The sequence below is a fragment of the Actinoplanes sp. ATCC 53533 genome, assembly GCF_003947245.1.
On the sequence record NZ_QHHV01000141.1, the window covers coordinates 1 to 23,088 of the forward strand.

Annotated in this window: 22 protein-coding genes; 5 read left to right on the forward strand and 17 right to left on the reverse strand. The window is 70.2% G+C overall.

Annotation, left to right across the window (positions count from 1 at the left end):
• The 5 genes from DMB66_RS39150 to pruA all read right to left on the reverse strand — a co-directional run.
• The coding region (locus tag DMB66_RS39150) for a permease-like cell division protein FtsX (RefSeq protein WP_233625152.1) at nt 1-494 on the reverse strand (494 nt) is incomplete at its 3' end.
• 62 nt (nt 495-556) lie between these two features.
• On the reverse strand, nt 557-1,237 hold the full coding sequence (gene ftsE, locus DMB66_RS39155; RefSeq protein WP_023358989.1) for a cell division ATP-binding protein FtsE: 681 nt from the start codon (nt 1,235-1,237) through the stop codon (nt 557-559).
• A gap of 164 nt (nt 1,238-1,401) precedes the next feature.
• On the reverse strand, nt 1,402-2,514 hold the full coding sequence (prfB, locus tag DMB66_RS39160; protein ID WP_125809186.1) for a peptide chain release factor 2: 1,113 nt from the start codon (nt 2,512-2,514) through the stop codon (nt 1,402-1,404).
• 67 nt (nt 2,515-2,581) lie between these two features.
• Nucleotides 2,582-3,097 (reverse strand): PadR family transcriptional regulator, encoded by a 516-nt coding sequence (locus tag DMB66_RS39165; RefSeq protein WP_125809187.1) that lies wholly within the window; start codon nt 3,095-3,097, stop codon nt 2,582-2,584.
• Nucleotides 3,098-3,353: 256 nt separating this feature from the next.
• Nucleotides 3,354-4,982, reverse strand: a complete 1,629-nt coding sequence (gene pruA, locus DMB66_RS39170; RefSeq protein WP_125809188.1) for an L-glutamate gamma-semialdehyde dehydrogenase — start codon at nt 4,980-4,982, stop codon at nt 3,354-3,356.
• A gap of 127 nt (nt 4,983-5,109) precedes the next feature.
• Here pruA and DMB66_RS39175 point away from each other — a divergent pair, with 127 nt between their 5' ends.
• Nucleotides 5,110-6,210: a hypothetical protein gene (locus DMB66_RS39175; RefSeq protein WP_233625153.1), complete on the forward strand. Its 1,101-nt coding sequence runs from the start codon at nt 5,110-5,112 to the stop codon at nt 6,208-6,210.
• Here the strand turns inward: DMB66_RS39175 and DMB66_RS39180 are convergent.
• Both DMB66_RS39180 and DMB66_RS39185 read right to left on the reverse strand, forming a co-directional pair.
• Nucleotides 6,162-6,623: a hypothetical protein gene (locus DMB66_RS39180; protein ID WP_199752886.1), complete on the reverse strand. Its 462-nt coding sequence runs from the start codon at nt 6,621-6,623 to the stop codon at nt 6,162-6,164. The genes DMB66_RS39175 and DMB66_RS39180 overlap by 49 nt on opposite strands.
• 139 nt (nt 6,624-6,762) lie before the next feature.
• Complete coding sequence (locus DMB66_RS39185; protein ID WP_125809189.1) at nt 6,763-7,182, reverse strand: rhodanese-like domain-containing protein; 420 nt, start codon at nt 7,180-7,182, stop codon at nt 6,763-6,765.
• Between the two features lie 93 nt (nt 7,183-7,275).
• Here DMB66_RS39185 and DMB66_RS39190 point away from each other — a divergent pair, with 93 nt between their 5' ends.
• The 3 genes from DMB66_RS39190 (at nt 7,276) to DMB66_RS39200 (ending at nt 8,736) form a co-directional block, all read left to right on the forward strand.
• The gene (locus tag DMB66_RS39190; protein ID WP_125809190.1) at nt 7,276-7,746 is read left to right on the forward strand and encodes an Lrp/AsnC family transcriptional regulator; all 471 of its coding nucleotides are present in this window, start codon (nt 7,276-7,278) and stop codon (nt 7,744-7,746) included.
• 83 nt (nt 7,747-7,829) lie between these two features.
• The gene (locus DMB66_RS39195) at nt 7,830-8,042 is read left to right on the forward strand and encodes a helix-turn-helix domain-containing protein (protein WP_199752887.1); all 213 of its coding nucleotides are present in this window, start codon (nt 7,830-7,832) and stop codon (nt 8,040-8,042) included.
• Between the two features lie 118 nt (nt 8,043-8,160).
• Nucleotides 8,161-8,736 (forward strand): Rv3235 family protein, encoded by a 576-nt coding sequence (locus DMB66_RS39200; RefSeq protein WP_125809192.1) that lies wholly within the window; start codon nt 8,161-8,163, stop codon nt 8,734-8,736.
• Between the two features lie 208 nt (nt 8,737-8,944).
• Here DMB66_RS39200 and secA read toward each other — a convergent pair whose 3' ends face one another.
• Nucleotides 8,945-11,842, reverse strand: coding sequence for a preprotein translocase subunit SecA (gene secA / locus DMB66_RS39205; protein ID WP_125809193.1), 2,898 nt, complete (start codon nt 11,840-11,842; stop codon nt 8,945-8,947).
• Nucleotides 11,843-12,191: 349 nt separating this feature from the next.
• Between secA and DMB66_RS39215 the strand changes: the two genes are divergently transcribed.
• Nucleotides 12,192-13,325 (forward strand): GNAT family N-acetyltransferase, encoded by a 1,134-nt coding sequence (locus DMB66_RS39215; RefSeq protein WP_125809194.1) that lies wholly within the window; start codon nt 12,192-12,194, stop codon nt 13,323-13,325.
• A 41-nt stretch (nt 13,326-13,366) separates the two neighbouring features.
• Here the strand turns inward: DMB66_RS39215 and hpf are convergent, their stop codons facing one another.
• The 9 genes from hpf to DMB66_RS39260 all read right to left on the reverse strand — a co-directional run.
• Complete coding sequence (hpf, locus tag DMB66_RS39220; protein WP_125809195.1) at nt 13,367-13,987, reverse strand: ribosome hibernation-promoting factor, HPF/YfiA family; 621 nt, start codon at nt 13,985-13,987, stop codon at nt 13,367-13,369.
• Between the two features lie 245 nt (nt 13,988-14,232).
• Complete coding sequence (locus DMB66_RS39225; RefSeq protein WP_370320074.1) at nt 14,233-15,057, reverse strand: ComF family protein; 825 nt, start codon at nt 15,055-15,057, stop codon at nt 14,233-14,235.
• 66 nt (nt 15,058-15,123) lie between these two features.
• A complete protein-coding gene (locus DMB66_RS39230) occupies nt 15,124-16,932 on the reverse strand; it encodes an LpqB family beta-propeller domain-containing protein (RefSeq protein WP_125809197.1) in 1,809 nt (602 codons plus the stop codon).
• Complete coding sequence (mtrB, locus tag DMB66_RS39235) at nt 16,929-18,629, reverse strand: MtrAB system histidine kinase MtrB (RefSeq protein ID WP_125809198.1); 1,701 nt, start codon at nt 18,627-18,629, stop codon at nt 16,929-16,931. The genes DMB66_RS39230 and mtrB overlap by 4 nt, the downstream gene beginning before the upstream one ends.
• A gap of 90 nt (nt 18,630-18,719) precedes the next feature.
• Nucleotides 18,720-19,409, reverse strand: a complete 690-nt coding sequence (gene mtrA, locus DMB66_RS39240) for an MtrAB system response regulator MtrA (protein ID WP_023358973.1) — start codon at nt 19,407-19,409, stop codon at nt 18,720-18,722.
• A 103-nt stretch (nt 19,410-19,512) separates the two neighbouring features.
• Nucleotides 19,513-20,784: an iron uptake transporter deferrochelatase/peroxidase subunit gene (efeB, locus tag DMB66_RS39245; protein ID WP_125809199.1), complete on the reverse strand. Its 1,272-nt coding sequence runs from the start codon at nt 20,782-20,784 to the stop codon at nt 19,513-19,515.
• Nucleotides 20,785-20,797: 13 nt separating this feature from the next.
• On the reverse strand, nt 20,798-21,940 hold the full coding sequence (gene efeO / locus DMB66_RS39250; RefSeq protein WP_125809200.1) for an iron uptake system protein EfeO: 1,143 nt from the start codon (nt 21,938-21,940) through the stop codon (nt 20,798-20,800).
• 13 nt (nt 21,941-21,953) lie between these two features.
• On the reverse strand, nt 21,954-22,811 hold the full coding sequence (gene efeU, locus DMB66_RS39255) for an iron uptake transporter permease EfeU (protein WP_125809201.1): 858 nt from the start codon (nt 22,809-22,811) through the stop codon (nt 21,954-21,956).
• A 136-nt stretch (nt 22,812-22,947) separates the two neighbouring features.
• A partial coding sequence (locus DMB66_RS39260) for a DUF397 domain-containing protein (protein WP_148112799.1) occupies nt 22,948-23,088 on the reverse strand: 141 nt, incomplete at its 5' end.

Genomic DNA, 23,088 nt, shown 5'->3' on the forward strand with positions numbered 1-23,088 from the left:
ATCGCGTTGAAGATCTTGAAGACCTTGTCCAGCAACTCCCGCTGATCGACGATGTCCTGGATGCCGGGCATCCCCTTGACCTGCTCCGCGAACGCCTTGTATTGCTCCGGGTCCTTGAGCTTGACCCGGAACGACGCCGGCAGGCTGTCCGGGGTCACCGAGTTGACGAAGTCTGGCGAGTCCTTCCAGAGCTCCTTGAACTTCTCGAACGCCTGGGCCTGCGTCTCGAACTCCTTGTTCAGGACGAGCGGGTTCGAGGCGATCGCGTTGTTGATCGCGCTGGTCTGCGGCTCGGTGACGTCCTGACGCAGGAAGATCGAGACCTCGACCTTGCCGTAGTAGAAGTTCTTCATCTGGTCGACCTGCATGTACATGAGCACGCTGGCGCCGAGCATCGTCAGGGAGACCGACATCGTGATGATCATGGCGATGGTCATCGTGACGTTGCGCCACAGTCCGACCAGCACCTCGTTGAGGACGTACTTGAAACGCATCGGGGGTTCCTTCCGGGACTCCGCGGCTTACATCAGTTGCGGTGCGGGGCGGGGCCCGGCTGTCAGCCGTACACGCCTCGGGCCTGGTCGCGGACGATCCGTCCGCTTTCGATCTCGATGACCCGGCGGCGCATCTGGTTGACGATATTGGAGTCGTGCGTGACCATCACGACCGTCGTGCCGGTCCGGTTGATCCGGTCCAGCAGTCGCATGATCTCGATAGAGGTGTCGGGGTCGAGGTTTCCCGTCGGCTCGTCGGCCAGCAGGATCAGCGGCCGGTTGACGAACGCCCGCGCCACCGCGACGCGCTGCTGCTCACCACCCGACAGCTCGTGGGGGTAGCGGTGCTCCTTGCCGCCCAGGCCGACCAGCTCGAGAACCTCGGGCACCACCCGGCGGGCGACGGCCTTGGTCTTGCCGATCACCTCGAGGGCGAATGCCACGTTCTCGTACGCGGTGCGGTTGGGCAGCAGGCGGAAGTCCTGGAACACACAGCCGATCGAGCGCCGGAAGTGCGGGATCTTCCACGACCGCATGGTGGTGACATCCTTCGCGTTCACCACGACCTTGCCGCGCGAGGGGGCCACCTCGTGCAGCAGGAGCTTGATGATCGTCGACTTGCCGGAACCGGAGGGGCCGATGAAGAAGACGAACTCACCCTTCTCGATACCGACGCTGACATCGTCCAACGACGGCCGAGACGCCTTCGGATACGTCTTCGTCACGTTCTCGAGCTGAATCACGGGTCGTGAGTCTACGCGGTGTAACGAAAACTCCAAGTCCGGCGGTCACTGGATTTTGGCACATTCGGCGTCCACGGCGGTGCCCCTCCGCCGGACGGGCACCGCGGAACACCGTCCCGGATACGCCGCCTGACCGTTCGTTCAGGCGGCGTGTCGGCGCCGGCTCAGCCCTTGATCTGGGTCTGCTTGCGCCACCGGATCCCGGCCTGGATGAACTCGTCGAGTTCGCCGTCGAAGACCGAGGTCGGGTTGCCCGTCTCCTGCTCAGTGCGCAGATCCTTGACCATCTGGTACGGGTGCAGGACGTAGCTGCGCATCTGGTCGCCCCACGATCCGGTGGTGTCGTGCTTGAGGCCGGCCATCTTCGCCTCCTCCTCCTGGCGCTTGCGTTCGAGCAGTCGCGCCTGGAGCACCCGCATCGCGGAGGCCTTGTTCTGCAGCTGAGACTTCTCGTTCTGACACGTCACGACGATGCCCGTCGGAATGTGCGTGAGACGCACAGCGGAGTCGGTGGTGTTAACGCTCTGTCCACCAGGCCCGGACGAACGGTAGACGTCGACCCGCATTTCGTTGTCCGGAATGTCAATATGGTCAGTCTGCTCGACCACTGGCATGACCTCGACGCCGGCGAAGCTGGTCTGCCGCCGGCCCTGGTTGTCGAAGGGACTGATCCGCACCAGACGGTGGGTGCCCGACTCGACGCTGAGCGTGCCGTAGGCGTACGGCACCTTGACGGCGAAGGTGGCGGACTTCAGGCCCGCTTCCTCGGCGTACGACGTCTCGTATACCTCGGTGGGGTAGCCGTGGCGCTCCGCCCAGCGCAGATACATCCGCATCAGCATCTCGGCGAAGTCGGCCGCGTCCACGCCGCCGGCGCCCGCGCGGATGGCCACGACGGCCTCCCGCGAGTCGTATTCGCCGGAGAGCAGGGTGCGGACCTCCATCTCCTCGACAGCCTTGGTGAGGGAGATGAGCTCGTGGCCGACCTCCGCGACGGAATCCTCGTCGCCAGCGTCGTTGGCCATCTCGAGCAGGAGCTCCGCGTCGTCGATGCGCTGGCGGAGCCGCTCGAGCCGGGAGATCTCCCCGCTGAGGTAGGACAGCCGCGAGTTGACGTCCTGGGCGCGCGCCTGGTCGTCCCACAGGTCGGGGGCGGAGGCCTGCTCCTCGAGCACCACCTTGTCTCGGCGCAGCTTGTCCACGTCGAGGACGTTCTCGATGTTGCGCAGGGTGGCGTCGAGGGCTTTGAGCTGTTCGGGAAAGTCGGCTGCACTCACGACTGTCGAGAATACGCCGCCCGGCCGGTCAACCGGCCGGGCGGCCGCTACTTGGGTGATATCGGGGCTACTCCGCCGGGGCGACCTTGAGCCAGCTCAGGGCCGCCTTGTGATAGGCGACCGCGAACTCCAGGGCGGCCGCGCCGTACGCGTCGCCCGCCTTCTTGGCCTCCTTGGCCTGCTCGCGAGCCATCGCCAGCGCCTCCGAGTGGTACTCGTTGGCGCCGGTGTAGAGCGTTTTGAGCTGGTTGCCGGAATGCTGCTGGCCGAAGGCGACCCGCAGCGCGACCGGGTTACGGATCGCGTCGCGGCCCGGCGACTCGGCGAGCCAGCGACTGAAGGCACGCTTGCCGCTGGCGGTGATGGCGTAGGGCTGGCTGGACCGGGGCCCGGGCTTACCGAGACGGACGAATCCCATCTCGGCCAGAACGGGCAATTCGCGGTAGACCTGGCTCCGCGTCATCGACCAGTACGGCCCGAGACGGCGTTCGGCAGCCGCCATGAGCTGTCCACCGGTCATCGGGCCCTCGTGGAGCAGGCCCAGTAGGGCGGCAGCCGTGGGATTGATTTGAGAGTCGGGCATGCCTTCTACGCTGCCACTTTGTCGCCCCGGCGTCCAGGATTTCGCCCGATCCGTCCAATTTGCGTCTCCACAAGCGACTGTCCCGCACAGACAGTCCGACCACGAGGGTCGTGACCGGGCGTTTTACCGTTGAGCAGGAGTCTGACGAGGTAAGATGGTGCACTGAAACGGTCAGACGGCGCTGCGCGTCGGGAATCCCCCCAAACGCGGCAGGCCGCCGCGTGAAGAACACGCAGCGGCCCACGAACGGGGGCAATCAGCCCATATGGGGATACTGCCAGGTCGTCGGCGCCTCGAAGGTTTCCTTGATCGTCCGCGGCGAGACCCACCGGTGCAGGTTCAGCACCGAGCCGGCCTTGTCGTTGGTGCCACTCCCCCGGGCGCCGCCGAAGGGCTGCTGCCCGACGACCGCGCCGGTCGGCTTGTCGTTGATATAGAAGTTGCCCGCCGCGTCGCGCAGGGCGGTGGCGGCCCAGTCCACGACCGAGCGATCGGTGGCGAAGATCGAGCCCGTGAGCGCGTAGGGCGAGACGGACTCGGCCTGCGCCACCGCGTCGGCGAAGGAATCGTCTGAATAGACGTGCACGCCCAGAATCGGCCCGAAGTACTCGGTGGTGAAGATCTCGTGCGCCGGGTCGGTGGACTCCACCAGGGTCGGCGCGACGAACCAGCCCTCGCTGTCGTCGGCCGTGCCGCCCGCCAGCACGGTGCAGGAGGCGCTGTTCTTGATCCGGTCGAGCGCCGAGGCGTGCTTGGCGAACGCCCGGCCGTCGATCACCGCGCCGCCGAAGGTGGACAGGTCGGTGACGTCGCCGTACCGGATCGAAGCGACCGAGGCGGCGAGCCGGTCGCGCAGGCCGCCCTCCCAGATCGAGCGCGGCACGTAGGCCCGGGAGGCGGCCGAGCACTTCTGGCCCTGGTATTCGTAGGCGCCGCGGATCAGCGCGGTGTGCAGGATGTCCGCGTCGGCGCTGGCGTGCGCGAAGACGAAGTCCTTGCCACCGGTCTCGCCCACCAGCCGCGGATAAGTCTTGTAGCGGTCGATGTTCGACCCGACCTCGCGCCACAGGTGCCGGAAGGTGGCCGTCGAGCCGGTGAAGTGGATGCCGGCCAGCTCCGGATCGGCCAGCACCACGTCGGACACGGCCAGGCCGTCCCCGGTGACCATGTTGATCACACCGGGCGGCAGGCCGGCCGCCTCGAACAGCCGCATGGTGAAGTGCGCCGAGAGCTGCTGGGTCGGCGACGGCTTCCAGACCACTGTGTTGCCCATCAGCGCCGGGGCCGAGGGCAGGTTGCCGGCGATCGCGGTGAAGTTGAACGGCGTGATCGCGTAGACGAAGCCTTCCAGCGGGCGGTGGTCGAAGCGGTTCCACACCCCCGGCGAGGACTGCGGCTGCTCGCCCAGGATCCGCTCGCCGAACGCGACGTTGTACCGCAGGAAGTCGATCAGCTCGCAGGCCGCGTCGATCTCGGCCTGCTGCACCGACTTCGACTGGCCCAGGATCGTCGCCGCGTTGAGCGTGTCGCGCCAGCCGCCGGCCAGCAGCTCGGCGGCGCGCAGGAACACCGCGGCCCGCTCGCTGAACGGCAGGGCACGCCAGCCCGGGGCGGCACGCTTGGCGGCGGCCACCGCGGCGGCGGCGTCGTTGTGCGTGGCGTTGCCGGCCACGCCGAGGACGTGGTGGCGCTTGTGCGGCTGGACCACCTCGATCGACGCGCCGCCGCCGAGCCTGCGGTCGCCGTCGATGGTCATCGTGAGCTCCACGCGCTCGCCGGCCATCGCCTCCAGCCGCGCCCGCAACGAGGCCCGCTCGGGGCTGCCCGGGGCATAGCCGCGAACCGGTTCGTTCCGCGGCTCCGGAACGGCAAGCAGGGCGTCCATCACGTACTCCTCAACCTCGTGGGTTCTACCTGGTAATGACATTGTGTGTCGGCATCCATCCTCGCACGCGTGCGACGGCCGTCCGGGGTCCTCACGGGCCGCTGGGGGCCCGCGTACCCTGAGGGCCATGAGTAAGGCGGACAGCGAGGTCAACGCGGCCCAAGACGCTCAGGACGGCGCGGAGCAGGCACCCTCTCGGGGGGTGCTGCTGGCCGCCGTCGGCGTCGTCTGGATGGCCGCGATGCTCTGGTCCGCCCGGGCCACCATCACCGGCCGCGCCGACGCCGAGATGGAGGTCACCTCCACCGCGTACGCGCTGCCCGGCGCGGTCTCCGCCAGCCTGGTCGCGGGCGCCGCCCTCGGGCTCGCCGTCCTGGCCTTCCTCACCCGCGGCGGCCGCACGCCGGGCGTCACGGTCCGCTTCATCATCGCGACCGGGACCGGCCTGGCGGCCGGCCTGCTGGGCGCGCTCTCGATCATCACGATCAACACCGAGGGCTGGCTGTACGCGGTCGTCGGCGGCACCGTCGCGGCGGCGGCGACGATCGGCGGCGCCCTCGCCGGGTTCCGCGTGCGGCGGGTGACCGCGGCGGTCTGCTGGGGTGCGGTCACCGTCTTCGTCGTCGGCGTCGTGCTCACCGTCCTGCAGGACATGCTGCTGCCGATCTTCGGCTCCGGCGAGACCGCCGCCTCGCAGACCAACGCCGCGAGCTGGTTCGCCCTGCTCCAGTCGGTGCTCAGCGGCCTGGCCGGCGGCGTCGCCGCATACCAGGTGCTCCGCCGGGCCCGGCGCCGCGCCACCGGCCCGGACCTGCGCTGGCCGCTGTACGCGCTCGCCGGCGCGGGCCCCGGCCTGCTGCTGGTCGTCGGCGAGGGGGCTGACCCGGACGGCCGGCTCGCGGGTGCTGGAGCTGGCCGGCAAGGTCAGCGAGCTGGAGCTGACGGTTCAGCAGATGTTGAGCGGGTCGCGGCTCAACAACAGCCTGATCGTGCTCTTCGTCGGCGCGTTCACGGCGATCATCGCGGTGGGCCGCACGCTGGGCCCGGCCGCGGCGAGCCCCGAGCCCGTCGCCCAGGCATCGGCCGCGGCGCCGCCGGCCGACCCCGACGAGATCGAGCAGGCCGCGCGCGCCGCGGAGCCGCAGACCGTGCCGGCCCGCCAGGAGGAGTGACGCCGGGTCAGATGAGCTCGTCGAGCTCGGTGACCGCGTACCACTCAAGCTCGTGATCCTCGGCCCCGTCCACGGTGAACTGGGCGTCGGGGTCCCCGGCCTGGGCCTCCTCGACCACGTCGGCGGCGGCGCCGACGTCCTCGGCGGCGCTCACCCCGTCGACGTGGATCGAGGCCACCTCCTTGAACGAGACCGCCTGCGGCAGCCGCACGGTGCTCGAACCGAGCTCGACCTCCTCGCGGACCAGCGCGGTCGAGACCACGTCGGCCGAGACGACCACGCGCCGGCGCGGGGCCTCCGGGTCGTGCCGCAGCAGCTGCAGGGCGGCCTGCGCGGCACGGGTGAAGGCCACGTACTCCAGCTCCTCCTCGTCGCCCTCGGCATACCACTCGCGCAGCGCCGGGGTCACGGCGTGTGCGACCGTCGGTCCGGCGCCGAGCTGCCCGGACGCCCGCATCTCGGCGAGCATCGGTACGGTGGCCGGCACGTAAACCCGGACCAGATCGGTGATCGGCACATTTCCCCCTGCGGCTTGACCGTCCCCGTAGTACACCGCCGCGCAGGCTACCGGAAGGCCGGTTCCACCAGTCGTATCCCTTTCGGTGTTTTCAGCATCCGCAGGGTGCTACCAGGGGATCCGCCTCGTGGGCGAGCTCACCGGCGGGGGTACGCAGGGCGAAACCCTCCCGGGCCCAGTATTCGACGCCGCCGAGCATCTCCCGGACCGCGTACCCCCGCAGGGAGAGCGCCAGGGCCGCCCGGGTGGCGCCGTTGCACCCGGGGCCCCAGCAGTAGGTGACCACGGGCACGGCCGGGTCGAGCAGGTCGGCGGCACGACGGCCGATCTCGGCCGTGGGCAGGTGCAGGGCGCCCGGGACATGGCCCTGCCGCCACGCGGCGGCCGACCGCGAGTCGACGAGGACAAAGCCGGGCGCGGCGCTGCCCAGCGCGGCCTGGACGTCGGCGACATCGGTCTGGGTGGCGAGGCGCTCGGCGAAGATCTCGGCCGCCCTCGTGGGGGTCATCATGGTCAACACGCTATGTACCCGGCTGCCCGATCAGCAGGTCGTCTCCACGGTCTCTGCTTGTCGAAGCGCTCGAATCAACGGTAGTTTGCGCCCATGCCCGTGGATCCCACGATCGATCGCACGGACTGGCGCCTGCTGGAGGAGTTGCAGCGCGACGGCCGGGCCAGCTATGCCGACCTGGCCCGGGTGGTGGCCATGTCGCCGAGCGCGGTCGCCGAGCGAGTCCGCCGGCTGGAGGAGGCCGGCGTGATCGCCGGCTACCGCGCCGTGGTGGAGCCGGAACGCGTCGGGCTGCGGGTGATGGCGATGGTCCGGCTGCGGTATCCCACCGGGAACTACCGGCCGTTCCACGCGTTGCTGGACAGCACCCCGGAGATCATCGAGGCGCACCACGTGACGGGCGAGGACTGCTTCGTGCTCAAGGTGCTGACCCGCTCGATGCGCCACCTGGAGGAGGTCACCGGCCGGATCTCGGGCCTCGGCGCGGTGACCACCAGCGTGGTCTATTCCAGCCCGCTGCCGGGCCGGGCGCTGGCGGCCGGGGATCAGGGTCAACCATCGTAGGCAAACGGTGGCAAACTGAGGCCTGACATCGTCAACGAGCCGGGCGGACCGGCGTGGGGAGATCCGGCGTGGAGCCCAGGTTCATGCTGCTGTCCGACGTGGCGGCCGAGCTGAACGTCTCGGACTCGCAGGTCTACCACCTGGTCCGCAACGGCGAACTCCCGGCGATCAAAATCGGCGGCCGCGGCCAATGGCGCGTGGAGCGCGCGAAACTCGAGCAGTACATCGAGCAGAAATACCGCGAGACGGCCGCCTGGGTGGAGCAGAACCCGCTGACCGACCGCGAACCGGACTGATTTCTCACTCTTTGCCGTTGTCCACAGGGCCGTCGCCCGTCGTTGACGTACCTCGACGCGTCCCGTCAGACTCGCTATCGCAGGGAAACGGAAGCAAACGCAAGGATTGGCGGGTGCGATGTCGACGGTCGAGGTGACGAGGCAAGGCCCAAGACCTGCGATCCGGCTGCGCCGGGCGCCCCGCCACGAGCCGCCGTTCGACGACGAGCGAGATCCGCGCGCCTGGCCGTGGCCCCACCAGCTGGCCCTCGACTGGTCGAAGCCGGCGCCGACGCAGCCGCCGACCCTGGCCCCGGCGCCGCGGCGGCGGACGGCGGTGACCGGCGCCTCGGCCGAGGCGAAGGCGGCGGTCCGCCGCTTCGTGAGCACCTGCGTCGAGGTCCTGAACGGCTACCGCCCCGCAGCCCACCTCCGCGGGCTGTCCCAGCCCCGGGAAGCGGCGACGGTGGTGGCCCAGGGGCTGGCCGGGGCGCGCCGGGTGCTGGAAGCCCGCCAGGCCCGCGCCAGGGGCCGGGCGCCCCGTCCCCGCCGCCCGGTCCCGGCGGCCGTGGTCCGCCTGCGGTTCTGCGAGCCCCGGGAGGGCGCCGTCGAGGCGGCGGCGATCCTGCTGATCGGCGACCGGACCCACGCCCTGGCGCTCCGCCTGGAACGACACGACGAAAGCTGGCAGGCGACGGCCCTCCGCCTGATCTGACCCCGGGGCGTCCACCGCGCGCGCTAGAGGCAGTGGCCGCCCCGGCCTCCACCCACCGCCCGGCCCCGGGCGATCGCGTGGCCGCCCCACAGCCGGTCCCGAGCGCTCGCCGGGCTGGTCCAGGCCGCGGCCCGTCTGTAGGGAAAGCGCCTCCAGGGGCACGAAAACGGCCCGCAGGAACCAACCTGCGGGCCGTGATCAGAACGGATCAGACAGCTCCGGGCGCACCATGGCACCGCTTGTACTTCTTGCCGGACCCGCAGTAACAGGGAGCGTTCCGGGACGGCCCGTTGCTGGCCTCGGCCTGCCCGGAAGCCCGGGGGCGACCGGCCGAGCTGTGCGCCGGCCCGGCCGGGACCACGGGAGAGCCGAGCCCCAGCGCGGGCGCCTGCGGCTCCTGCTGGATCTGCGGCGCCCCGGCGCCGGCCTCGCCGTCGATGGTCGGCGCGGTGTATTGCAGGGCCTGCGGGCGACGATTGCCACCCAGCCCCTTGGCCCGGACCTCGACCCGCGACTCGCCCGCCTCGTCCGAGGGGGTCATGTTGCCGGGCATCGCGACGGCCTTGCTCGGGTCGACCGTGACGGTGGGCGCTTCCTCGACCTGGACCTCGAGGTTGAAGAGGAAGCCGACCGCTTCCTCCTTGATGCCCTCCATCATCTGGTTGAACATGTCGAAGCCCTCGCGCTGGTATTCCACGACCGGGTCGCGCTGGGCGTACGCCCGCAGGCTGATGCCTTCCTGCAGGTAGTCCATCTCGTAGAGGTGCTCGCGCCACTTGCGGTCGATCACCGCGAGCAGCACCTGGCGCTCCAGCTCGCGAACCGCGTCCTCGCCGAGCTCTTCCTCGCGGGCCTCGTACGCCGCCTGGGCGTCCTTCTTCAGCTCCTCGATCAGGTATTCCTGGTCGAGGGTGCTGCGCTCGCCGCCGGAATTCTCGACCAGGTCGTCGACCGTGACGCTGACCGGGTAGAGGCGCTTGAGGCTGACCCAGAGCTGGTCGAGATCCCAGTCCTCGGCGTAGCCGTCGGAGGTCGCCGCCGTGACGTAGTCCGCGATCACGTCGTCGATCATGTGCTGGGCCTGGTCGTGCATGTCCTCGCCGTCGAGCACGCGCTTGCGCTCGGCGTAGATGACCATGCGCTGCTTGTTCAGCACCTCGTCGTACTTGAGGACGTTCTTGCGGATCTCCGCGTTCTGGCCCTCGATCTGGGTCTGGGCGCTGCGGATCTGCCGGGTGACCATCTTCGACTCGATGGGCACGTCCTCGGGGATGTTGAAGCGGTCCATGACCGCCTCGACCGCGCCCGCGCGGAACCGCTTCATCAGGTCGTCCTGCAGCGACAGGTAGAACCGGGACTCGCCCGGGTCGCCCTGGCGGCCGGAGCGGCCGCGGAGCTGGTTGTCGATGCGGCGCGAGTCGTGCCGCTCGGTGCCCAGGACGTACAGCCCACCGGCGGCGGTGACCTCGTTGGCCTCGGCCTCGCAGGCTTCCTTCCACGCCGGCATGACCTCTTCGAGGGCCTTGGCGTATTCCTCGGCGTCCTCGATCGGGTCGAGGCCGCGCTGGCGCAGCTCGCTGGCGGCGAGGAACTCGGGGTTGCCGCCGAGCAGGATGTCGGTGCCGCGGCCGGCCATGTTGGTGGCGACCGTGACGCCGCCCTTGCGGCCGGCCTGCGCGATGATCGTGGCTTCCTGGGCGTGGAACTTGGCGTTCAGCACGCTGTGCGGGATGCCGCGCTTGCGCAGCAGGGTCGAGAGGATCTCGGAATTCTCCACCGAGACCGTGCCGACCAGCACCGGCTGGCCGGTCGCGTGCCGCTCGGCGATGTCCTCGATGACCGCGTTGAACTTGGCCTTCTCGGTCTTGTAGATGACGTCCGGGTGGTCGATGCGGATCATCGGCCGGTGCGTCGGGATGGACACCACGCCGACCTTGTAGACCTGGTTGAACTCGCCGGCCTCGGTCTGCGCCGTGCCGGTCATGCCGCCGAGCTTGTTGTAGAGCCGGAAGTAGTTCTGCAGCGTGATGGTCGCCAGGGTCTGATTCTCCTGCTTGACCTCGACGCCTTCCTTGGCCTCGATGGCCTGGTGCATGCCCTCGTTGTAGCGGCGGCCGTGCAGGATGCGCCCGGTGAACTCGTCGACGATCAGGACCTCGCCGTTCTCGTCGACGATGTAGTCCTTGTCCTTGCGGTACAGCTCCTTGGCCTTGATCGCGTTGTTGAGGTAGCCGACCAGCGGGGTGTTCACCGACTCGTACAGGTTGTCGATGCCGAGGCGGTCCTCGACCCGCGAGACGCCGCGCTCGGTGACCGCGACGGTGCGCTTGGCCTCGTCGACCTCGTAGTCGCCCTCGCCGTCCTTGCCCTTCTGCAGGCGGCCGACCAGTGCGGCGAACTCGCCGTACCAGCGGGCGGAGTGCTCGCCGGGGCCGGAGATGATCAGCGGGGTGCGGGCCTCGTCGATGAGGATCGAGTCCACCTCGTCGACGATGGCGAAGTTGTGGCCGCGCTGGACCAGCTCGGACGCCGACCACGCCATGTTGTCGCGCAGGTAGTCGAAGCCGAACTCGTTGTTGGTGCCGTACGTGATGTCGCACTCGTAGGCGGCACGGTGCTCGGCGGCCGGCCTGTTCGGCGCGATCACGCCGACGGTCAGCCCGAGGAACACGTGCACCCGGCCGACCCACTCGGCGTCGCGCTTGGCGAGGTAGTCGTTGACCGTGATGATGTGCACACCCTCGCCGCTCAGCGCGTTGAGGTAGGCCGGGAACACGCCGGTCAGCGTCTTGCCCTCACCGGTCTTCATTTCCGGGATGTTGCCGAAGTGCAGCGCGGCGCCGCCCATGAGCTGGACGTCGTACGCACGCTGCCCCAGCACCCGGCGGGCACCCTCGCGGGCCACTGCGAACGCCTCCACCAGCAGCGAGTCGAGCGCCTCGCCGTCGGCGACGCGCTCCTTGAACTGCTCAGTGCACTCGCGCAACTCGTCGTCGGTGAGGTCGGTGTAGTCGTCCTCGATCGAGTTGACGGCGTTAGCGATCGCCTTGAGCCGACGCACCATGCGGCCTTCGCCGGCGCGCAGGAATTTTTCCAAAATCGACACGGGTCAACGCTCCCCTAGACGGTCTGCCGAACCATCGTAGGCGTCTTGTCTGGGCGGCCGTGACCCGAGCCTCCGGTTAACCTCGCAAGAAGGGTCAAACAGGGCGGTAAGTTCGCTGACAGCGCATCGGGCCGGGCACCGCAACCTTTTGATGGCCCGGGGCGTGTCGGGCAGGATGTCCGCGTGAGAACGGCCGGATCGAGTGGCGCGCCGAGGTCGGCGACGATGCGTCGCGGCGGGTGGCCGAGAAGGCAGGCTGCACGGTGGAAGGGCTGCCGCGGCAGGCCCTGACTGCCGGCGGAGGACGGCGGGACTGCTGGGTGGGCTCGCTGGTGAAAGGTGAATTGTCATGATCGTTCCTACCCTGGCGGGTGCCGGCGTCCGGCTGCGCGGCCTGCACCCCCGCGACGTCGACGATCTCGTCAACGGTTACGCCGACCCGGTGCTGCAGCGCTTCATGCCGCCGCTGCCCGTGCCGTTCACCCACGCCCAGGCCCGGGACTACGTGAGTGACGTGGCGCCGAGCATGTTCGCCGACGGCGGCGGCCTGTGGGCGATCGCCGACCCGGTCACCGACCGGCTGCTCGGCGGGATCGGCCTGGACAAGGTCGTGCCGCACCGGGGTCAGTGCGAGGTCGGCTACTGGGTCGGTCCGTGGGCCCGCGGCCGGGGCGTGGCGACGGCGGCGGTGCGCGCGGTGACCGAGCACGCGTTCCACACCGGCATGGCCCGGATCGAGCTGCTCACCCACCGGGAGAACGCGGCCAGCCAGCGGGTCGCGCTGGCGGTCGGCTACCAGCCGGAGGGCGTACGCCGCGCGGTGCTGCCCAACCGCGACGGCGGCCGCGACGATCTGCTCGCCTACGCCCGGCTGGCCGGCGACGAGCCGGGAGCGGCCGAGCGCCTGCTGCCCGACCTGCCGGGCGGCGAGCTGACCGACGGCGTGGTGACGGTGCGCCCGCTGACCCCCGATGACGTGGGCTTCTATGCCGAGTTGCACAGCGTGCCGGACGTCGTGGCCACCAGCGTGCCGCCGGTTCCGCCCTCGGCGGAGGACATGACCCGGCGGTGCGCATGGGCACAGTCGCACTGGCTCGCGGGCGAGCGCGCCGACATGATCATCGTGGACGCCGCCACCGGGACGAGCGCGGGCGAGATCGGGTTGTACTACCAGGAGCCGCGCACCGGGCAGGCGATGATCGGATACAGCATGCTGCCGGGCTGGCGGGGGCGCGGCTTCCCGACCCGGGCGGCGCAGCTGGTGTCGTTGTGGGCCTTCGCCGAGACGGGTATCGCGCGGCTGATCGCCGGCGCCCTGCCCACCAACCTCGGCTCGCAGCGGGTGCTGGAGAAGGCGGGCTTCAAACGGGAGGCATACCTGCGCTCCCGGTTGCCGGGCAATGCCGGCCGGCGCTTCGACGACGTGCAGTTCGCGCTGCTCGCGGAGGATCTGCTGGCGGAAGCGGCGCGCCTGGACGGCTGACGCACGGGGTCGCCGCACGCCAGCCGGAGGGCTTGCTCAGCTCAGGCCGTTGCTTCCAAGCTGAGAATGCCGTAGTCGTACCCTCGGCGTCGGTAGACGACGCTGGGCCGGCCGCTCTCCTTGTCGTGGAAGAGATAAAAGTCGTGGCCGACGAGCTCCATCTGGAAGAGAGCGTCGTCGACAGTCATCGGATCGGCCGGGTGCTCTTTCTCCCGCACGATGCGCCACGGCTGGTTGTCGTCGTGTTCCAGCAGGTCGGTCGCCACCGCGGACCCCTGGTCCGGCGGCGTCAGGCTCGGCAGATCGGTCGGAAGCTTGGCGGTGGCTTCGGCGACGGATACCGGTGCGTGTCGTCCACGGTGCACCCGGCGACGGTCTGCCGCGCGGCGCAGCCGGCCGTCGAGTTTGTTGAAGGCCATGTCCAGCGCGGCATAGAAGTCCTTGGCGCACGCCTCGGCGCGAATCACCGGTCCCCTGGTCACCACGGTGATCTCCACGCGCTGGCAGATGTCGGACTGCCGCGGATTGCGTTCGTGGAACAACTCCACGTCGACTCTGATCAGCTTCTGGTCGTAGCGTTCGACCTTTGCCAGCTTGTCTGCGACATGTTCCCGGTAGTGGTCGGGAACCTCTACGTTGCGGCCCTTGACGACAATGTCCACTCGTGACCTCCCCCAACATTTCGTACCTGCGGGCGCCCTGCGACGGGGTGCCGGGGGCGCCGTACTACGACGCGGTGTGCTGGCTTCGGCGATGCCCGGGATCACGGAGCGAACCCACGCGAATCACCGAATCGGCTAACGAGGACGCTCCTTTCCGGTGCGGCGGGCCGCGCCCGTATCGACGGGCTATCGACTTCGCTCCGGTGGTGGGTAAGTTGCGGACGCTTACCCTCGTCACCAAGACGCTAACCTGCGGATGGCCGCTCGTCACCCCTCGTTCGGGGAACGGACCGACGGACTTTCGGCCCTGGCGGGCCCGGCGTGGGTGCCCGGACCCGGATCGGCGAGCGGGCTGAGCGCAGTTTGGTGGCAGCCAGCACCGCGGCGCCCGTGACCTGCATGTCCGCCTCCCGGAGACGACGCGCCACCGCGGCCAGGGTGGCCCCCGTCGTGACGATGTCGTCGACCACTATCAGCGTGCCTCTCATCGTCGGTCGGCGCCGCGAAATCGGGATCCGGGCACCCTTGATTCGCAGCGAACTCTCAGCCGCTGTAGCGCGGCCGGTAACATCCAGTGACGCAGAGTCAGGTCGCGGGAGCGCCCGCAGCGGCCGAGAGACGTCAGCGTTCCAGCCGGCCATCCGCAGCCTCCGCACGGCGTGTGTGGCCAGTCGCGCCATGTGATCACCGTGGCGCTCCCGCGCGGCCGCCGAGGTCGACGGCACGGGGATCAGCCGCAGCGGCAGCGCCGGCCCGGCGCCGCCGCGCCGGGCGGCCTCGGCGACCGCCACGGCGAGCAGGGTGCCCAGCGGCCGGGCGAGCCGGTGCCGGCCCTTTTCCTTGTACGCCAGCAGAACACCCCGCAACGGCCCCCCGTACGGCCCGACAGCGGTGCAGGAGGGCATCCCGGGTGGCGGCGGCACGGGGGCCGTCTCGTGGGGCACCAGCGCCTCCAGGGCTGCCGCGCAATCGGCACACGTCCCGAAGCGCAGTGGCACCCGCTCGGCGCCGCAACCGGCGCAGGCGCTCGGCAGCACCAGGTCGGCCAGGTCGGCGCCGAGACCGGACAACCGTGCCGTCACCGAATTCCCTCCGCTCATCGAACGAATCGGCCTGGGTTTCCGCCGCGGGTCACCTCAGCGCAGGAAGAACGGCGCGGTGGGCTTCACCCCGGACGGCGGGTTCGGCACCGGGCCGGCCAGGTCGGTCACCGTGATCCGGACCGGCCCGGACAGCACGTCGAAGGCGTCTCCCTTGGCCACGTACGCGATCGTGTCGGAGCTGTCCGTGCCGCTGATCGGGCTGACCGGATAGGCCGTGAGGTAGCTGACGCTCTCCGTGCCGATGTCGGCGAGCCGTTCCGAGACGTCGGTGCCGTCGAGGGTCACCTCGATGATCGCCACCCGGCTGGTGTCGGACCGGGCGCCGGCCACCGTCAGCCAGGTCTCGCTGCTCCAGTCGACGGCGCTGACCCGGCTCAGCGGCGCCACCAGCACCTGCCGAGCCGGCAGCATCCGCACGCCGTCGCCGCTGGTGGACAGCGCCGCGATGGCCAGCCGGCCGCCCGAGACCAGCGCGATCCGCCGGCCGTCGGGCGCGACCGCCATCGCCGAGATGCCGCTGCCGGCCTCGTTGATCTCGTCGAACGAGGAGCCGTCCGAGCTGAAGCTGTAGAGCTTGCCGCCGACCGTGATCAGGCCGATGGCCGGCTCGTCGGGTTCGGTCGAGGTGATCGCCCAGACCGGCTGGCCGGTCGCGCCCGTCGGCAGCCTGATCTTGGTGAGACCGGCCTTGCTGCCGACGACGCTGACGCCCACCCTCAACTCCTGGCGGCCGGCCGCGTTGACCACCAGGGCGGCGAAGCGGCGGCTACCCGCCCCGGCCAGAGCCGCGGCCCGGACCGAGCGGTTGTCCGCCTGGCGCAGGACCGGCACGGCCTCGGTGGCGTTCGGCGAGCCCGACATCCGGCGGATCTGGCCGTTGTAGATCAGGAACCGCTCCGGCGACGCCGGCAGCGCATAGGCCGCGTTGCTGGTGAGGTAGTCGATGTCGCCGTACTCGACGGCGTCCTGGTTGCCGACCTTGAGCTCGAGGGTGCGCCACTGGCTGGACCGCAGCGACCACATGAGCTGGCGCCGGAGCCGGTCCATCGCGGCGGGATCGTCCTGGGGCACCGCCTGGCCGCTGAGGTTGATCTGCAGCTTGTCATCGCTGGGCGCGGGCACGTTGCCGTCCAGCTGGGTGTCCTCGGGCAGCCGCTTCACCGCGCCGTCGAGCAGCGGCGACGGCCCGTTGATCAGCCACTTGATGATCTCGTTGGGCTCCTGCTCGGACGGCAGGTCCCGGGGGAGGTAGCGCACGTCGGGCACCAGGGCGGTTTGCTCATTGTTCCAGAAATAGAGCTTTCGGCGGTCGTAGAACTTGTTGAGGGCGTCATCCGTGATCAGCAGTGCCTGCGGCGCCTTGGTGACGAACAGGCCGGCCTGGCCGGCGGCTTCCGAGACGGTGAAGGCGTAGTCGTTCTCGGCGGCGGCCGGATTGAGAATGCCGTTACTGGTCAGCACGCCGATCGTCCGGGCGCGCACCTGGACGTCGGCGCTGCCGGGGTTGACCAGCGGGTTGCCCACCAGATGGATGACCCTGACCTCGGGCGCCACCACCTTGAACTCCCGGGCGGCCACCGGGGCGAGGAACCGCTGGACGCGTTCCAGCGCGCCGTTCGGGTCGCCGGCCGCCGCCTCCAGGTAGTTGCGCACGAAGACGGCGCGGTCTGTGCTGGCCAGGCGGTCGTTCCGGACAGGTGCGACGTTCTCACCGGTGGACGCGCCGGTCGACGGGCCGGGACCGACCCGCTGCACCTTCGTGCTGTCCGGAATGCCGCAGCCGCCGGCCAGCAGCGCGGCCGCCAGCGGCGCGGCGAGCAGCCATCGCACCCGCCGGCTCACCGGGCCGCCTCTACGGCCTCGCCGGCGGGCTCCCCGGCGGCCCCGCCGGGCGCCGGCGCGGCGTCGATGGCGAGCGGCACCGCGTCCACCGCTCGGTCCCGCGGGATCAGCGGCAGCGGGGCGGCGACCAGCCGGTCGCCGGAGCGCACCGGCACGGTCAGCCGGAACTGCGCGCCACCACCGGGCTCGCCCCACGCCTCGAGCCAGCCGCCGTGCAGCCGGGCGTCCTCGACGGAGATGGACAGGCCCAGCCCGGTGCCGCCGGTCTGCCGGGCCCGGGACGGGTCAGCCCGCCAGAACCTGTTGAACACCAGGCGGTCCTCCCCCGGCTTGAGACCGACACCGTGGTCTCGCACGGTGACGGCGACGGCCGCCTCGTCGGTGGCGAGGGTGACCTCGACCGGCCGGCCCTCGCCGTGCTCGACGGCGTTGCCGACCAGGTTGCGCAGCACCCGCTCGATGCGGCGCGGGTCGACCTCGGCGATGACCGGGGACTCCGGCAGGCGTAGGTCGATGACCACCCCGGCCCGCTCGGCCAGCCCGGCCAACCGTTCGGCGACCCGTTCGATGATCGGCACCAGGTCGCTGTGCTCGGCGTCCAGGGCGGCGAAGCCCGCGTCGAAGCGGCTGATCTCCAGCAGGTCGGTGAGCAGGCTCTCGAAGCGGTCCAACTCCGTCTGCAGCAACTCGGCGCTGCGGGCCACCGCCGGGTCGAACTCCTCACGCTCGGAGAAGATCAGGTCGGCGGCCATCCGGACGGTGGTCAGCGGCGTGCGCAACTCGTGCGACACGTCCGAGGTGAAGCGCCGCTGCAGCCGGGACATCTCCTCCAGCCGGACGATCTGGCGCTGCAGGTTGGCCGCCATCTGGTTGAAGGAGGCGGCCAGCAGGGCCAGGTCGTCCTCGCCGGCGACCTTCATGCGCTGGTCGAGCAGGCCGGCGGAGAGCCGCTGGGCGGTGCGGGCGGCGACCCGCACCGGCGTGACGACCATCCGGGTGACCAGGCCGGCCACGACCCCGAGCAGGATCACCAGGGCCAGGCCGGTGACCAACACCGTGGTGCGGATCTGGTTGGACGCCCGGTCCTCGGTGGTCAGCGGGACCAGGTAATAGAGCTCGACGTGACCGAACTTGGTCGGCACCGGGGAGCCGTATACCAGGTATTTGGTGTGCACGCCGCCCACCTCGGCGGTGCGGATCTGCTGGGCCACCTGGCCGGAATTCGCCACCGTGCGGACCATCTCGGGGGTGATCAGCGAGGCGGTGTCGACCTTGGTGGAGGTGACCGGCCGGAGCTCGGGGATGGTGTCGGCGCGCAGCGCGACGATCGCGCCGCCGAGCTCGGCGGAGTCGCCGTCGGCGAGCCGGTCGACCGTGGCGATGAAGGTCGCCGGCAGCCGCTGGTCGCGCACCTGAGGATGGACGGTGAGCTGGTCGAAGGCGTATTTCACCTTGCCCTGCATCTGCGCCTTGACCTCGTCCTCGGCGCGGTCCAGCAGGATCTGGGTGCTGCGGTCGGCGATGAACCAGCCGAAGGCGCCGACCAGCAGGCTGGACGCCACCAGGGTCAGGGTCACCACGCGCAGGTGCAGCGAGCGGCGCCAGGCCCGGCGGGCGGGCGCGGACAGCCGGCGGCCGTGGCGCACACCGATGCGCCACTGCCGCCGCACCAGTCTCAGGGTGCGGCGGACGGGCATCGGTAACCAGGCGGGAGCATGCATCTCGGGGGCAAGGTTAGTCCCCCGTCCAACCACCCCACCACACCCCACCACCGCCTTGGGCTGCCCCTACCCGGTGCCCGCCTTGTATCCGACACCGCGCACCGTGAGGATGATCTCCGGGCGCTCCGGGTCCGGCTCGATCTTCGCGCGCAGCCGCTGGACGTGCACGTTGACCAGCCGGGTGTCGGCCGCGTGCCGGTAGCCCCAGACCTGTTCGAGCAGCACCTCGCGGGTGAAGACCTGGCGCGGCTTGCGGGCGAGCGCGACCAGCAGGTCGAATTCGAGCGGCGTCAGCTTCACCTCCTCGCCGTCGCGGGAGACGGTGTGCGCCGGCACGTCGATGGTGATCTGGTTGCCGGGCGGCCCGATGGTGAGCATCTCCGGCGCGGCGTCCTCACCCCGGCGCAGCCGGGCCCGCATCCGCGCGACCAGCTCCTTGGGCTTGAACGGCTTGACCACATAGTCGTCGGCGCCGGACTCGAGGCCGAGCACCACGTCGACCGTGTCGCTCTTGGCGGTCAGCATGACGATCGGGATGCCGGACTCGGTGCGGATCGCCCGGGCCACGTCGATGCCGCTCATGCCGGGCAACATCAGGTCGAGCAGGACGATGTCGGGCCGGCTCTCCCGGAAGGCGGCGAGGGCACGCTCGCCGTCGGCGACGAAGGACGGAAGGAAACCTTCACTGCGCAGGACGATGCCGAGCATCTCGGCCAGCGCTGGGTCGTCATCGACGACGAGTACCCGGGCTCTCATGCGATCCAATATTGCACTGTCCCCTTCAGGCCCGTGTGACCGCCCGGCGATCATGCACCACCGGTGTTGCTGATCATGGACCGGCGAAGCTCAAAAATCCAGGCTAGGCGAAGAGCGCACGACCCCAGTGGTCCTCCGGGCCGGTCACGCCTGGCGGGCAGGCGAACAGGGCCTGGGAGACCGGTTTGAGATACTCGTTCATGTCGTCGGTCCGCGACAGATTACGCTGGATCGGTACGAATTGCTTGCGGGGATCGCGCTGATAGGCGATGAAGAACAGGCCCGCGTTGAGCCGGCCCAGCCCGTCCGAGCCGTCGACGAAGTTGTAGCCACGGCGCAGCAGCCGGGCGCCGCCGTTCTCCGTCGGGTGGGCCAGCCGGACGTGCGAGGTGGTGGCCAGCAGCAGCTCGCCGTCCGCGCCCTTGGCGGCCAGGTCCGGCTCCTCGAACTCGCCGGTCTTGCCCAGCGGCGCGCCGACGCCCTTGTCCCGGCCGACGATGGCCTCCTGCTCGGCCAGCGACGTGCGGTCCCAGGTCTCGACGAGCATCCGGATCTTGCGGGTGACCAGGTATGCACCGCCGGTCATCCACTCAGGTCCGTCGCCCGGCTGCACCCACAGGTGCTCGCGCAGCCGGTCGGTCTCCTCCAGCTTGAGGTTGGCGGTGCCGTCCTTGAAGCCGAACAGGTTGCGCGCGGTCGCCTGCGTCGTCGACGTGGACGACGTACGCCCGAAGCCGAGCTGCGACCAGCGCACGCTGACCACGCCCATGCCGATCCGGGCCAGGTTGCGGATCGCGTGCACGGCCACCTGCGGATCGTTGGCGCAGGCCTGCACGCACAGGTCGCCGCCGGAGATGGCGGCCTCCAGCCGGTCGCCCGGGAAGTGTGGCAGGTCCGCCAGCGCGGCGGGCCGCTGGCCGGCGATGCCGAAGCGGTCCTTGCCGGTCGCGTCACGGAACAGCGTCGGGCCGAAGCCGACCGTGATGGTCAGCCCCGAGGGCGGCAGCCCCAGCGCCTCGCCGGTGTCGTCCGGCGGCGCCTCCGGGATGCCGCCGACCGCGCCGATCTCGCCGGCGTCCTGCCCCGCGGTCATCCGGGCGGCGGCCGCGGTCCAGTCCTTCAGCAGGCCGACGAGGCGTTCGCGGTCCTTGGTGATGACGTCGAACGCGACGAAGTGCAACCGGTCCTGGGCGGGCGTGACGATGCCGGCCTGATGCCCGCCGGTGAACGGCACGGCACCGGCGATGCTCGGCGCCTCGTCGGCGAACGCGTTCTTGACCAGGGCGCCACCGACGGCGGCCGCGCCGGCCACCCCCGCCACGCCGACGCCGGCGAGCGCGATGGCCCGCCGGCGCGACACGGTGCTGTCGGACATCGGAAGGGCTCCTTTACTTCTTCGACACGACCGCGGCGACCTTGCTGACGGGCTCGGCGAGCGCGTTGATCGCGTCGGAGAGACCCTTCAGGTCGGCCTCGCTGAGGGCGGTGTGCAGCTTCCAGCCGTCGCCGTCGCGGTATTTGCCCAGCGCGGCTTCCACGTTCGCGAACTCGGTGTCGAGCGTCTTGACCAGTGCGGGGTCGCGTTCCTCCAGCACCGGGCGCAGCGACGAGACGGCCGCCTTGGAGCCCTCGAGGTTGGCGTTGAAGTCCCACAGGTCGGTGTGCGAGTAGCGGTCCTCCTCGCCGGTGATCTTGCCGGTGGCGACCTCGTCGAGCAGTTCCTTGGCGCCGTTGGCGAGCTGCAGCGGGGAGAGCTTCTCGGCGTTGGCCTTGGCGACGATCTCCTTCACGTCGGCCAGCAGCCGGTCGGCGATCGGGCCATCCTTGGAGACGTCCGGCTTGGCGGCCCAGAGGTCCTTCTCCAGGCGATGGAAGCCGGTGAACTCCATGCCCTCCTCGATGACCTCCTCGCGGCCGTCGATCTTCGGGTCGAGGTCACCGAAGATCTCCGCGACCGGCTCGATCCGCTCCCAGTAGGTGCGGGCGATCGGGAACAGCGCCTTGGCCTTGTCGATCTCGCCGGCCTTGACCGCGGCGACGAACTCCTCGGTCTTCGGCAACAACGCGGCGGTCTGGCTCTTGACGTACCGCGAGTAGCTGGCGGTCGCGTCGGCGAGCTTGGCGTCGTCGGTCAGCGGGGCCGCCGAGCCGGAGACGGTCAGCGCGGCCCGGATGCCCTTACCGATCATGCCGGGCTTGCAGGCGGTCTCGTAGGTGCCGGCCGGCAGCTCCACGTGCAGCTCGCGGGAGAGCCCGGGCGCGATGTTCTCGACCTCGCCCATGACCCGGTCGCCCGGGGCGTACACATAGAACTCGGTGACCTTGTTGCCGCCGTTGGTGATGGTGAAGACGCTGGTGCCGGCGTCGATCGTGGTCCGAGCGACCTCACAGGCCGTGTCGGACGCCTTGACGGTGATCGGCCCGCCCGCGGCACCGGCGGCGGTGTCGTCGGCCTTGTCGCCGCTGCACGCGGCCAGGGCGCCGCCGAGGACGCCGACCGCGGCCAGCGCGAGGATTCGAGTGGTACGCATGGGCGGGGGTCTCCTACTGCTGCGGCGCGGGCGCCGGGGTGGAATCGGGGGTGACGACCGGCGCCTTCTTGCGCCCCGGCCAAAGGAAGAGCACGAGAACCGGGATGCCGTACGCGGCCCAGGCCACCGTCTCGAGCACCGACGCGGTGGGCGTGATGTTGAACATGCCGGTGAGCAGCGCCGTGTACCAGGCCGACGGGTCGAGCACGCCGCTGATGTCGTACGCCAGGTTGTTCAGTCCCGGGAGGACGCCGGCCTCCTGGAAGTCGTGCACGCCGTACTTCAGAATGCCGGCGGCGACCAGGATGAGCAGCGCGCCGGTCCAGGTGAAGAAGACCGAGAGGTTGATCCGCACCGCGGTCGCGTACATCAGGTAGCCGATGACCACCGCGGAGGCGATGCCGATCAGCAGCGCGTAGAGCGGGCGGCTGTTGTCGGCGGCGCCCTGGACGGCGGAGTAGAAGATCAGCGAGGTCTCGAGGCCCTCGCGGACGACGGCGAGGAACGCCATCACGGCCACCGCGATCGAGCCGACCTCCAGCGCGTCCTGCAGCTTGCCGCGCAACTCACCGGCGATCGAGCGGGCCGCCCGGCGCATCCAGAAGATCATCCAGGTCACGAAGGCCACGGCCAGGATGGAGGTGACCGCCTCGAAGAGCTCGCGGTGCTCGTACTTCTGCAGCAGCGTGGTCGAGGTGTAGCTGAGCAGCCAGCCGAAGAAGACCGACAGCGCCACGGCGAGCCCGACGCCGGACCAGACCTGAACGAGTCGGTCCCTGCGGTCGGCCTTCACCAGAAACGCGATGAGGATGCTGACCACCAGGGTGGCCTCCAGCCCCTCACGCAGGCCGATGAGGTAGGTGGCGAGCATGGCACTCCGTCGCTAAGGCATCCCTAAGTAAGGCTTGGCACACCTTAGCCACGAGCGAGGCATCTCAGTCAAGCCACGAAGCTATCTCGCAGGTCACAGGGCGATCTCCGGGTCCGAAGACCGCCCTGTCGGCCGATCAGCGGGCGTGGTCGAATTCGCCGCCCCGAACGCCGGTGAGGAACTCGGCCCAGTCCCGGGTCCCGAACTCCAGAACCGGCCCGGCGATGTCCTTGGAGTCGCGGACGAACACCGCGGCGGTGGCCGAGGCGACTTCGAC